Genomic DNA, 12,853 nt, shown 5'->3' with positions numbered 1-12,853 from the left:
TGCTTCTTGATCTTTTCTGACCAAGAAAAATCGGTACCATGGCGCGGGTGAGTATCCCAGTAAAAGCACTTCAGAAAACCGGCCCCGATGCACCTTTCGAGGTCAAGATCATCGAACGCCGCGACCCACGCGCAGATGATGTGGTTATTGATATCAAAGCTGCCGGCATCTGCCACAGCGATATCCACACCATCCGCAACGAATGGGGCGAGGCACATTTCCCACTCACAGTAGGCCACGAAATCGCAGGTGTGGTCTCTGCCGTTGGAACAGGCGTAACCAAGTGGAAAGTTGGCGACCGCGTTGGCGTCGGCTGCATGGTGAACTCTTGTGGCGAATGCGAACAGTGCGTTGCCGGATTTGAAAACTACTGCCTCCGCGGCAACGTAGGAACCTACAACTCCGACGATGTCGACGGCTCCATCACCCAAGGTGGCTACGCTGAAAAAGTCGTGGTCAACGAACGATTCCTCTGCAGTATTCCAGAGGAAATTGATTTTGCAGTGGCCGCACCACTGCTCTGCGCAGGTATCACCAGCTACTCCCCAATCGCACGCTGGAACGTTAAAGAAGGAGACAAAGTAGCCGTCATGGGCCTCGGCGGCCTCGGCCACATGGGTGTCCAAATCGCTGCAGCAAAGGGCGCAGACGTCACCGTACTTTCACGATCCCTGCGCAAGGCAGAACTCGCCAAGGAACTAGGCGCAGCCCGAACCCTCGCAACTGCTGACGACAGCTTCTTCGAAGAGCACGCCGGAGAATTCGACTTCATCCTCAACACCATTAGCGCATCAATCCCAGTCAACAAGTACCTCGGACTGCTCAAACCACAAGGTGTCATGGCTGTTGTTGGTCTCCCACCAGAGCAGCAATCAGTCGGCTTCGGCAACCTCATCTCCGGCAGCAAGGTACTTACCGGATCCAATATCGGCGGCATCCGTGAAACCCAAGAAATGCTCGATTTCTGCGCACAGCACGGCCTCGGCGCCATGATCGAAACCATCGGCATCAACGATGTCGACGCAGCTTATGACCGCGTTGTTGCTGGCGATGTGCAGTTCCGCGTTGTCATTGACACAGCTTCATTTGCAGAGGCTGAAGCGGTTTAGTTTTTACTTCTTGAGTGGAGCTAGGGGCCTGGAGTTAGTTTTGGCCCCTAGCTTTGGCTTTGGGAGTTACTTTGGGCGGTGCCGGTTACGTGGGTTGTACAGACTATTCCGGCGCCGCTTTTCTGGCGCTGCTTTTGGGATCTATTATTCGGCGGATGAAATTTGGAATCATTCTTATTTATTGATGGAATAGTAAGCAACAGATTCAAAATCAAAGTGATGTAAAATGACCTTTGGACCCAAAATATCTGCTGATTAATTAGTGTTCTCCCCGCTCACGTGGGGATGGTCCCTAAGCCGGGCGACAGACCGAATCAGCTTTTTGGTTCTCCCCGCTCACGTGGGGATGGTCCCGATGGAACCGCAGGGCTCACCACATACAGAGCGTTCTCCCCGCCTAGGTGGGGATGGTCTCTATCTCATTCACTAAAATATTCCCGATGCAATCATCAAAAATATTAAGGCTGTTCAGACCACTTCGTAGAGTAGATCTCTTTTCAAGAATGCTCCTAGCTATGAGGATAAGTACTAACTTCTACACGACCTGAATAATCATTTCCTTATAGCTGCGCCATGAATGAAGCACTCTGCACGGTTCAGGAAGAATCCAAGCAACCCACTGAGTACACCCGAGAACTGCTACGAGGGATCCAGTGGAGGACAGTGACCTCTTGTTTCGCTTTGTACACTTCAAAACACCACAAGAATTAGAAAACCGACCCCTTACTTGATCTCACGATCTGGTTCAGAGGGGGCCGGTGACTTATGCCTAGTACTGTACCTCATTTTATTACTGATTTAGGGTCCAAAATCTATCTCAGAAATTATTTGATAAATCGAATTGAAAGCAATCTAGCGCTACCAAGAATTTCAGAAACTAGATTCTGACTAATGCAGCATCATTGCTGCCTCCCGCATCACTTTGATTGCCGTATACTTTCTCCACTCATGTGAGAAGGAGAGCCCCTGGGCTCTATATGAAAAATTATCTAGAAATCCATCGCATTCTCACTGTGGCAACAAAGATCCTTTATCTAATGCTAAGACCGGGCCCCACCAAAGGAAATGAATCCCAAAGGTGAGGCCCGGCCTCTTACTGAATTACGTACTTTTTACATGAACTGAGCAAGAGTTGCCTGTAGCTGTGCCATGAATGGAGCACCCTGCGCGGAGTTCAAGAAGAATCCAAGCAGGCCACCCAGCGCACCAAGTACACCGAGAACTGCTACGAGGGATCCAGCGGAAGAACCGGAAGCCTGATCATCCGCATTGTCATCACCGTTGCCGTTGTCGTCACCTTCAACGGTAACTGGCAGGGAGAAGGTGGTGCCGTTGTCGGTTTCAATGTCAACAGATGTTGCTCCTGCAGGAACAGTCAGGGTTACGGATGCGGTACCGGTGCTGTCTATCTGAGGAACGATGGTGGTGTCTACTTCAGCAGTCTTAGACTCGGAACCAACAGTGACCTTAACGGAGGTTGGCTTGGCCTCTGGTCCAGTGTAGGACAGTGAGGAGAGGTCAACAGTCAGTTCTTCACCTGCAATGAGAGTGCCATCTTCTGCAAGGCCAGCTCCGGAGAGGTTGATGCCTACGGAGGACTGGTTTGCGCGAACCTCTACGTCAGAGTGAGCTGAGATGTAGCGGTTAAACAGATCGATGTCCACGAATCCGGACTCCGCGATTGGGCCGCCTTCAGCGAATGCGGTGAAGCTGTCACCACCTGCGATGAGGAAGGAAGAACCGGTGATGCGGTAGCTGGCATCCATGTCCATTGGTGCACCGTTGATGGTGATGTGGGTGATGCGATCGCCATATTCGCGGGTCTCATCGTAGGAATACTGCACGTTGTTGGACAGGCCAAGTGCTAGACGTGGGCGGTCACCAGTCTCCTTCCACTGCTGCTCAAGAGCTTTCTTGAACTGAGCACCGGTAAGGTCGCGAGCACCGTAGGTGTTAGAGAAGTTCTGGGTTGCATAAGCTTCTGCGAAGGTTACTTCGCCGGCTTCCAGGTCAGCGCGGACGCCGCCTGCGTTCATGATTCCGATATCAGCGTTCAGATTGGTTGCGTCATTGACTGCCCACAGACCAGCTTCTGCAATGAGGTTGCTTAGTGAGGATTCGACACCACGGTTGGAGCCGGTTGCGCCCTCTTCGTTTGCTCCACGGTAGAAGCCGTTCTCGATTGTGGTGACAACTTCGTTGCCAGCTTCTTCAGCTGCGCCAACGGCTGCCTCGACAATTGCGTCAACTGCTTCATTTGGAGTTTCACAACCTGCAATAACATCAGCCGCAGAAACGTTGCGTGCCTCAATGTTGGTGATCTTTCCAGCTTCGCGGTCGTAGGAGATCTCTACATCGGAGACAACCTTGCCGTACTCATGTCCCTGGATGACTACGAGTGGCTGCTTATCGCCGCGTGCTGCGCCAGATTCCACATAAGGGAAGTGGGTGTGTCCGGAGAAAACAACGTCAACGTTGTTGGAGAATGGATCGGTTGGTGCTGCTTCTGCGTGGATCAATGCGATCACTACATCTGCGTCGCCAGCCTCAATAACGCGATCTGCTTCAGCATTGATGGCTTCAATATCACCGGTGAAGGTGATGCCTTCGATACCTGCTGGAGAAACCAGAGTGGCGGTTTCTTCAGTTACTGCACCAACGTAGGCGATCTTCACGCCATCAAGCTCAACGATTTCAGATTTAGCTGGAGCAGGATCTCCGCCTTCAACGTTTGCACCCAAGTATGGAAACTTTGCGCTGCCGGTGCCATCTAGGGAGACGCGGTTGACTAGGTCTTCGTAGCCCTGGTCAAACTCGTGGTTGCCCAGTGCAGATGCATCAACGCCCATTGCACTCAAAGCCGCAAGGGTTGGCGCGTCCCTCAGGATGGAGGATACGAATGGGGAGCCACCAATGTTGTCACCAACAGTGACGAAGCTGGTGTTTGGGTTTGCTGCACGCTCGGATGCAACATAGCAAGCGAGTCCGCTTGCACCCATTTCACCATCTTCAAGGTTTTGCTCAATGTGTCCGTGGAAGTCAGTGACACCGAGGATGTTCAGCTCAACGTTGTTCTCCTGCGCAGAAGCAGGGGCTGCGATGACGCCGAAGCTGACGGCAGTGGTGGCGACGACAGCAAGTGCTGCGCGGGAAAGCCTCTTCATTAAATTCTCCTGGAAAGAACCTGGTTTTAGTTAACGAAGCAATTAAATCCAATGAGAATTTCTCTGAGCTGGGGCTTTCCATTAGCGAAAGGTAATATTTAAATATTGTTCACCCGCACCGCACCGGGAATTAACTAAGCACCCTCAATAGGGGGCATTATGCGAGTAATTTCAGGATGCTCATACACACCTTGTAATAGGTTCCATAGACAGTGGCAACAATTTTATTGGATCCGATATCGCCAAGATTGGGATTGTCTAGACGCCATTCCATTTTGCTCAGGTATTGCGAAGGTGTGAGTTCGGCAAGCTTCTGTGTCCGACTGCGCAGTTTAAAAATTGCTGGCGCATCACGCAGCAAGAGGCGCAGAGACTTCATCTTGAGTCCCACTCGGTTTTCTTTAGCAGCGATTGCCCACAGCCCAAGGTTTGCTCCCAGAATCTGTGGCAGCAACACCAGCAGCAATGGAAGTGGGAGGACACTTAGCAATAACACGTGCCGGTTGCGTTCAATATAAATCCACTTGTAATCGCCTTTGGCGTAGTCATAGTGGTGGGTGACATAAGCGGAATGCAAGAGTCCAATTCGCCCGCCTGCCAGCAATAAACGTGCAGAGAAATCCGTGTCCTCGTGGTACATGAAGTACATTTCTTCCATGCCACCCAGGCGCTTCCACCAGTCCACGCGCACGGCTAGGCAGGCGCCAGAAGCGATGGAAATATCGGTAACTTCTGCTTCGCCTTCCACTGGTTTTTCATCCAGTCCGGTTACCCAGGACAGCCCCGAGATGTGTAGCGCATTGCCTGCGGAATTAACAGTTCCATCAGGAAGCAGCAGGTAGGGCATGAATGCCGCCCATTGTTCATCGACGCGGCGCAGTGAATTAAACAGCGTTGGATCATCAATAACAGTGTCCGGGTTGAGGAAAAACAGTAGGTCTACATCATCCACAATGCGTGCAGCACCCACGTTGCAACCAGCGGCGAAGCCACCGTTGTCGTGGTCGATGATCTCCACACCATGCTTTTCCAGGCGATCACCGACGGCGTCTTTCAACACCCACGGCTTGCGGTTGTCTACGACGACCACGCGGTCACCATCTTTTAGCTGGTCTGCAAATGTGTCTACCAAATTGGCAACGTCTTGTTCGTGGCCATAGGAAACAATAACCACGCCGATACGTTTGTTGCTCATCAAATAATCCTCATTTATCTAAAAGACTCTCACCCACACTACCCCGCCTTGTGTAATGCTTTTTCAATTCCTTTAAGCAGCGTTGGGTGTGCGGATTTTTGCTCGAAAATTACGGCGCGCATTCCCATGTACGCGATTTGGTCTGCGGCTTGATTCAGCGGATCGCCGGCATGCCCCAAGACGCGTGATAATTCCACGGTGCAGGCGCCTTCGAGTTCTTCCCAGGCTTCTTTGAAATGGTTACGGGCACGTGCGGTAATTCCGCGCCATCGGCCTCGGCGCGGAGTAGTGGCCAAGATGAAGTCGATTGCTTCGAGTGCTGCTTTGCTGTCTGATTCTATTCGTGCCTGGCTCGCACCAATTTTTTTGAGGTAGCGGAGGGCATGGGTGATGCTTTCGAGTTCTAGTTCATCGGAGCTGGCAGTGGTGTCGCGGGTATCTAAAAGGTAGTCGCCGTTTGAGGCTACGAAGCACATGGCTCCGCGGAAGACGCCGTCGGTGGAGGCGTCCGTCGCTAAGCGTAAAACGCCTAGTGCTCCTTCCGCGCGCGCAAATTGTGGCCACCAATGTGCCTCTTGGCGTTCTTTGACGCGTGGTGCGCGTTCGGCGAATTCGCCGATTTTTTTGGCCTTGTAAAGGGCTGCTTGTTCGGCGCGGCGCGAGATCGCCGAGGCTTTCACGCCGGCTCTATTCTGCTCGGCGAAACTCCCTGTAACCAGGTAGTTTTGGCGCACCAATTCCGCGCGCAAAGCTGCTTGTCGACGCCCCGTCACAAGCCATGCCTTCCCGCGCACCCCTTTCAACGCTGCTTTCAACATTGACACAGTTCGTGACACAACATCGCCGTTTTTAGTTTGTCCGCTGCGCACAAACCGCCCTCGTGGTGCGTCAACGGCGATCACCCAACCCTCAATTTTTCCCGAGTCGGCAGATTCCCATGGCACCTCCCACAACGCGATCGCCACATGGACTGGACGGGCAATCATGTCATCGGTGATCTTGCGCGATTGATACGTGCGCGATTGTGTACCGGCAAGCTGCTCAAGATCAAGGGATTTCATGACAATCAAGTTATCATCACTGGCGTCGGCAGCACCTAACAGGAAAATCGGCCCGCATGCACTAGGCTCTACTTCTATCATGGATGCATCACAAAACAGCGACTTCAAAGACACATGGTTAGTCGTACCTTGTTATAACGAGGGGACGGTTATCCGAGAAGTTCTTGAAAACGCGCTCAAGACATTCCCCAATATCGTTGCGGTCAACGATGGCTCCCCAGACAACTCCGCGGAAGAAATTCATGCCGCGGGCGCACACCTGGTTAATCATCCGGTCAACTTGGGCCAAGGCGCTGCGATCCAAACTGGTATTGAATATGCCCGTGCGCAACCTGGCGCAAAGTACTTTGTTACTTTCGATGCCGATGGTCAGCACCAGGTCAAAGACGTTGTGAAGATGGTCTCCCGGCTCCGTGCCGAGGACGCGGACATTATCGTCGGCACGCGTTTTGGCCGCCCACGCCAGGAAGGCGATCAGGTGCCCATGATCAAACGCATCGTGCTGCGCATCGTTGTCATGTTGTCACCAAAGACCCGCAAGCTAGGGCTCACAGATGCCCACAATGGTCTGCGCGTGTTCAACCAAAAAGTGGCGCAAGAGATCAATATCCGCATGAACGGCATGTCGCATGCATCGGAAATCGTTGATCAAATCTCCGAACGCGGTTGGCGGATCTCCGAAGAACCCGTAGATATCCTCTACACCGAATACTCCATGAGCAAGGGACAATCCCTGATCAACGGCGTAAATATCCTGGCCGACGGCTTCCTCGCAAGGAGACTCCCATGACGCAGTCCACCACACAAATCATCATTCAGATACTGCTCCTGCTGGCCACCGCTGCTCTTGCACTGTACTTCCTTCGGAATCGCCGCAAGGCTCGTGCCAAAGCGTGGGTCAAAATTGGCTTTGTTGTGTTCATCTTCGCCGCAGTCTGGGCAGTCATCCGCCCCGATGATCTCACCGCGATCGCTAATTTCGTTGGTGTAGACCGCGGCACCGACCTCATGCTCTACGCCCTGGTCGTAGCATTCATGTTCACCACACTGTCCAGCTACGTGCGGTTTAGGGAACAAGAACTTCGCTACTCAAAGCTCGCCCGCGCAGTAGCTTTACAAAACGCTGTGCTGCCAGAGAATGTTAAGGACTAGGTTTCTTCTGGTAATTGGTTTTGGGTTTTAGTGGTTGATTTTAGGCCTTCAGGGTTTTCCTGGGGGCCTAATTTTTATGAGGGTCCTGGAGTTTAAGTTCGACTTCACGGGAACGACTTCGCATATTCAACTTCTCATAGTCGACTTCACTACGATTTTCGCAATTTTCATAGTGAAGTCGTTGGTGAGAAGTCGCTGTTATGAAGTCGCTGTTATGAAGTCGAACTTAAAAAGAGCAGCCCCCACCCAGACAAGGCTTCAGAAGTCCTACAGTTCGACTTCACGGGAACGACTTCATACATTCAACTTCTCATAGTCGACTTCACTACGATTTTCGTAATTTTCATAGTGAAGTCGTTGGTGAGAAGTCGAATATGCGAAGTCGCTCATCCCACATCCGCCCTCGGCAAAACCTAGTGGGTGCGGAAATACTCCACGGTATTAGCAACGCCTTGCGCGATATCTACTTCTGGTTCCCAACCAAGTACTTTTTTTGCTTTGGCGAAGCTGAGTGCGCTGCGTGGGACATCGCCTAGACGTGCAGGAGCACATTCTGGGTCATCCTTGGATGCGGCTGCAGTGGCAACAAGGGCGTGGAGCTGGCGGTCGGAGGTTTCTACTGAGGTGCCAATGTTGAAGCGCTCTCCCCCACCGATTTCGCCGGAGGCCAGGTAGAAGGCACGGACAACATCTCCGACGTAGACGTAATCGCGGGTGTTGCCGCCGTCGCCGAATACCTTGGTGTCTGATCCGTCAAGGAGACGCTGTGCGAAAATCGCCACGACTCCGGCTTCGCCATGTGGGTCCTGGCGTGGGCCATACACATTTGCAGGAGCAATGTGGGAGCAATCCAGGCCGTAGAGGTGGCGGAAGGTGTTGAGGTAGATCTCGCCCGATACCTTGGATGCTGCATATGGGGAGTGTGGATCTACTGGCACTGCTTCAGAGACTGGGAATTCGGAAGGCTCGCCGTAGATGGATCCGCCTGAAGAGGTGAATACCACCTTGCGGACACCGTGTTGGCGAGCAGCATCAGCGATGCGGATGGTGGATAAAATATTGGTTTCGGCATCGTGGAGAGGATCAACCACAGAGTGGCGGACATCAATCTGAGCCGCGAGGTGGAAAATGACCTCAGGGGTGAACTGTCCGAGGAACTCGTTGAAATCTACTTCCAAGAGGTCAGCCTCAACAAAGGTAAGTTTGCCAGTCTCAAACGCATCAGTGAGGTTTTCCAGGCGCCCACGGGAGAGGTTATCAATGACAACTACTTCGTGGCCTTCCTTGATTAGGAGGTCAACAAGATGGGATCCGATAAAGCCGGCACCGCCGGTTACTACTGTGCGCATGGGAGCAACTGTAGTTCTTTCTTAGACTTTACGTGTACTAAAACTCACGATGAGCAAACATAACGTGGCCATGGCGGCACCGAATCCCAACATAATTGGGTAGCTGAGCCACTGGTTAAGCCAGGTCATAATGGCGGGGAAAACCATGCCGGAGTAGGCAAGGCAGTAGAAAATTCCGGTGAGTCCAGCCATATCTACAGGTGGTGCAATATTTTGTGTTTCAGCCAGTCCAATAAACATGCACAGGCCATAGGACAGACCGAGGAACATACAGACAAGCAGTGCCCACCACGGATGCGGATGCAAGGAGACAATAACCGCGCCAACCATGCCAACCACAGTGGCGACCATTGCCAGGATAGGTCCACGAGTTTTAGAAGTACCCATGATTTGTGGCCCAAATTGTTGGATACCAAATCCGGTGCCAAGCGTGATCAAGGCAATCAGTGCGGAATAGGCAATGGGCGCGGCAACCATATCGCGTAAAAGTGTTGGCAAAATTGCATAAGCGGTGAATGCTGCGCCGAATACCCATGGTCCCACAGGTGCCACAACAAAGAGGAAACGTGGTGACAGCGCAGAGGGAACCAAGACATCTGCCCAGAAGGATCCTTTGGTCTTTAGGTGTGCTGATTGTCGTGTTTCCGGTGCGGTAAACAGCAATGGCAAAAGCACAAGAGTAAGAACAATGTGCACGATATACGCCAATTGCCCAGGTAATGGCAGCCACTGTGCCATCACACCAGCAACAGCAGGACCCAGCGCGAAACCACCGGTGAGAGACATTGAGGCTCGTTTTGCACCAGCGCTAGGCTTTACTCCTGGTTCAAACCGAGGAGTGGCGAGTTCTTTAATCCACGCACCACCGGCGGTCATCACCATGCCCACCGCGATGCCAGAGAACACGCGCCCAAGGCCAATCAGCGGTGCCATTTCTTCACCTGTGGCAATGAGTGTTGACCCCAACATAGCCAGCAACGGTGCAGGCAGCATGACTGCACGTCTGCCGTAGCGGTCAGATAAGGGACCTGCAGCTAGCAGGCCGACAGCTACGCCGATGGCATAGAACACCAGCAGCATATCGATGAAAAGATCACTGAAAAATCCTTCACCGCGGTAGAACACCAGCAGTGGGGTGAACTCATTGCCACCCCATGCGACGGTGAAGATAGATAATGCAACCGTCAGCCAGACTTTGTGTTGTGCCCGTTTGTTCTCCACCATGTCAGACATGTTAAACGCCTTTATATCTCACAAAATGGATTTGGCCAGACCAATCTAGATAGGACGGCCGTTATGCCCTCACCTGGGGGTGATCTTAAGAGAACTTAAGGCAAAATCACGCCCTTGGTCTTGTGCCCCACAGAGATAATCTCCCCCGAAATAGATGCCGTGCGAGGCGATACCAAAAACGCAATCGCTTCCGCAACCTCTGCAAGACTGGTATCTCCCTGCGCACGATCAATAGGCGCGCCGGGTTCAGTCACCACGAATCCCGGACTAATGGCATTAACAGTAATTCCCGTACCTGCATGACGATCCGCCAGGTTTTTGACCACCACATTAAGTGCTGCGTTACGCGCCGATGCAGCTGTGCTTAAGGTCAGGTAGGAATTCATCCCAGAAAGCGCCACAATGCGACCATAACCAGCCTCGCACATCTTCTCTAGAGCAACGGTGGCAACGCGCAAGAATGTAATCGCTTTTCCATCAATGGCTGCAAGTACTGCATCGGGATCATCTGCAGTTTCTGGACGAAGCGAATGAGCGTTGGGTGCCGAAGACACCACGACTCCATCCAATCGACCGTGTTCTGCGATCACGGCATCAATAGCCGCGCGCACTGATGCCTCATCCGAGGCATCAAGAGATAAGGGAGTGCTTCTCGACGCCGCTAGCGCCACAGCTCCCTCTTCCGTTAAGAGTTTTACAACTTGTGCACCGATCGTGCCGGCACCGCCGACAACCAGTATGACTTGTCCATGAAGTTTCAGATCCATGGCACAAGCCTACTGAGATATCTAGGAACTAGTGTCCCCTTTTAATCCACTCTTCCAAATGTGGAGCTTCTGCGCCCACACTGGTGTGATCACCGTGTCCGGTGCGCACGGTGGTTTCCGCTGGAAGATCCAAAATTGAGGTCTTTAGGGACTCAATGATGGTGTCAAAGGAGCTGTATTTACGTCCTGTTGCGCCTGGTCCTCCCTGGAACAAGGTGTCTCCAGAGAAGAGTTCATTTGCTTCAGGTAAGTAGAAACAGCTAGATCCAGGTGAATGTCCTGGGGTGTTGAACACAATCAGATCTGTTCCAGCAATCTGGAATTTCTGCTGATCTGCCAAGTCTTCGTGTGCCAGGTTGCCGTGAGTTTCCTCCCACAGCATTTGATCTCCTGGGTGCACAAAGATCGGCGCATCAAAGGCCTTGGACAGCTCTGGTGCCACAGTGATGTGGTCATTGTGCGCGTGTGAGCACAAAATGCCCTTCACGGTGCGGCCGTTGACTGCTTCAATGATCGGAGCAGCAGTGTGGGCAGCATCAATGATGAACACTTCTTCATCATTTCCGACCAACCAAATGTTGTTATCTACTTCCCATTCGCCACCATCAAGGGCAAAAATGCCGGAGGTGACGATGTTTTCTACGCGCAATCCTTCGTGTGCCATGTTAAATCTCCACTACTGAACGCAGTACGTCGCCGGCCTTCATGGTGCCGAAAGCTTCTTCAACATCATCAAGTCCGATGCGTTCGGAAACGAACTTATCCAATGGGAAACGGCCTTGCAGATGCAGATCCACATAGGTTGGGAAATCACGCTCTGGCAGGCAGTCGCCGTACCATGCTGGGCGCACAGAGCCACCGCGGCCGTAGAAATCAATCGCTGGAACATCCACGCGGGAGGTCAAGTTTGGCACGCCGACCATGACCATGCGGCCTGCGTGGTCGCGGGAGTAAAACGCCTGCTGCCAGGTTGGCATGATGCCCACGGCATCGATGGAGACGTCGGTGCCAAAGCCACCAGTGAGTTCGCGGATCTTCGCAACGACCTCGGAAGCATCGCCTTCGCCGCCGAGCTGAGAGGAATCGATAACGTCGGTAGCGCCGAATTCCTTAGCCCAGTCCAGCTTCTTTGGATCGATATCAACAGCGATGATCTTAGATGCGCCAGCAAGCTTGGCACCTGCAATAGCTGCCATACCCACGCCACCAAGACCAAAGACTGCCACGGACTCGCCGCGCTGAATTTCACCAGTGTTGACCGCAGCGCCAAGACCAGCCATGATGCCACAGCCCAACAAACCTGCTGCGGCTGGATCTTCCGCTGGGTTGACCTTGGTGCACTGGCCTTCATGGACCAGAGTCTTTTCAATGAATGCACCAATTCCCAGAGCTGGGGAAAGTTCGGTGCCATCTTCCAAGGTCATCTTCTTGGAAGCATTGTGGGTGTTGAAGCAGTACTTTGGCTCGCCCTTCTTACATGCGCGGCATTCACCACACACTGCACGCCAGTTGAGCACCACGAAATCGCCCACGGCAACGTGAGTGACGGACTCTCCTACTTCCTCCACGATGCCAGCGGCTTCGTGTCCGAGGAGGTATGGGAATTCATCGGAAATATCGCCGTCGCGGTAGGCCAAATCTGTGTGGCATACTCCGCAGGCCTGGATCTTGACGATGACATCATTAGCGCCTGGATCTGGGACAACGACGTTTACTTTTTCAACAGGTGCACCCTTGGATAGGGCAACGATTCCAGGAACGACAGTGCTCATGGACACTCCTTTTCATTAAGATTTCAGTTGTGTCCACGAGACTACCGACAA

The 12,853-nt window shown here is 52.7% G+C and carries 11 protein-coding genes; 3 read left to right on the top strand and 8 right to left on the bottom strand.

Features of this window, described 5'->3' with window-relative positions; genetic code table 11:
• Window positions 1-47 precede the first annotated feature (47 nt).
• Complete coding sequence (locus ccrud_RS01705) at window positions 48-1,109, top strand: NAD(P)-dependent alcohol dehydrogenase (protein ID WP_066569387.1); 1,062 nt, start codon at window positions 48-50, stop codon at window positions 1,107-1,109.
• A gap of 1,112 nt (window positions 1,110-2,221) precedes the next feature.
• Here ccrud_RS01705 and ccrud_RS01700 read toward each other — a convergent pair.
• The 3 genes from ccrud_RS01700 to ccrud_RS01690 all read right to left on the bottom strand — a co-directional run bounded on the left by ccrud_RS01700 (window position 2,222) and on the right by ccrud_RS01690 (window position 6,529).
• A complete protein-coding gene (locus tag ccrud_RS01700; RefSeq protein WP_066563979.1) occupies window positions 2,222-4,273 on the bottom strand; it encodes a bifunctional metallophosphatase/5'-nucleotidase in 2,052 nt (683 codons plus the stop codon).
• A 157-nt stretch (window positions 4,274-4,430) separates the two neighbouring features.
• Complete coding sequence (locus ccrud_RS01695) at window positions 4,431-5,468, bottom strand: glycosyltransferase family 2 protein (protein ID WP_066563978.1); 1,038 nt, start codon at window positions 5,466-5,468, stop codon at window positions 4,431-4,433.
• 38 nt (window positions 5,469-5,506) lie between these two features.
• Entirely contained in the window at window positions 5,507-6,529 is a 1,023-nt protein-coding gene (locus ccrud_RS01690; RefSeq protein ID WP_066563976.1) for a ribonuclease HI, read from the bottom strand.
• A gap of 79 nt (window positions 6,530-6,608) precedes the next feature.
• On the opposite strand from ccrud_RS01690, the gene ccrud_RS01685 reads away from it, so the two are divergent.
• Together ccrud_RS01685 and ccrud_RS01680 are read left to right on the top strand one after the other, a co-directional pair.
• Window positions 6,609-7,319, top strand: a complete 711-nt coding sequence (locus ccrud_RS01685) for a glycosyltransferase family 2 protein (protein ID WP_066569384.1) — start codon at window positions 6,609-6,611, stop codon at window positions 7,317-7,319.
• On the top strand, window positions 7,316-7,681 hold the full coding sequence (locus ccrud_RS01680; RefSeq protein ID WP_066563975.1) for a DUF2304 domain-containing protein: 366 nt from the start codon (window positions 7,316-7,318) through the stop codon (window positions 7,679-7,681). The genes ccrud_RS01685 and ccrud_RS01680 overlap by 4 nt, the downstream gene beginning before the upstream one ends.
• A 413-nt stretch (window positions 7,682-8,094) precedes the next feature.
• On the opposite strand, the gene ccrud_RS01675 is transcribed toward ccrud_RS01680, so the two are convergent.
• From ccrud_RS01675 to ccrud_RS01655, 5 genes are all read right to left on the bottom strand, one after another.
• Entirely contained in the window at window positions 8,095-9,030 is a 936-nt protein-coding gene (locus ccrud_RS01675) for a GDP-mannose 4,6-dehydratase (protein WP_066563973.1), read from the bottom strand.
• Window positions 9,031-9,051: 21 nt separating this feature from the next.
• On the bottom strand, window positions 9,052-10,263 hold the full coding sequence (locus ccrud_RS01670) for an MFS transporter (protein ID WP_066563970.1): 1,212 nt from the start codon (window positions 10,261-10,263) through the stop codon (window positions 9,052-9,054).
• A gap of 95 nt (window positions 10,264-10,358) precedes the next feature.
• On the bottom strand, window positions 10,359-11,030 hold the full coding sequence (locus tag ccrud_RS01665; protein WP_066563967.1) for an SDR family NAD(P)-dependent oxidoreductase: 672 nt from the start codon (window positions 11,028-11,030) through the stop codon (window positions 10,359-10,361).
• A gap of 28 nt (window positions 11,031-11,058) precedes the next feature.
• On the bottom strand, window positions 11,059-11,694 hold the full coding sequence (locus tag ccrud_RS01660; RefSeq protein WP_066563964.1) for an MBL fold metallo-hydrolase: 636 nt from the start codon (window positions 11,692-11,694) through the stop codon (window positions 11,059-11,061).
• A gap of 1 nt (window position 11,695) precedes the next feature.
• Window positions 11,696-12,802 (bottom strand): S-(hydroxymethyl)mycothiol dehydrogenase, encoded by a 1,107-nt coding sequence (locus tag ccrud_RS01655; RefSeq protein WP_066563962.1) that lies wholly within the window; start codon window positions 12,800-12,802, stop codon window positions 11,696-11,698.
• Window positions 12,803-12,853 lie beyond the last annotated feature (51 nt).

It is taken from the genome of Corynebacterium crudilactis, assembly GCF_001643015.1.
Classification (GTDB): Bacteria; Actinomycetota; Actinomycetes; order Mycobacteriales; family Mycobacteriaceae; genus Corynebacterium; species Corynebacterium crudilactis.
Note: the sequence above shows the minus strand (reverse complement) of the source record. Positions and strands in the feature narration are given on the sequence as shown.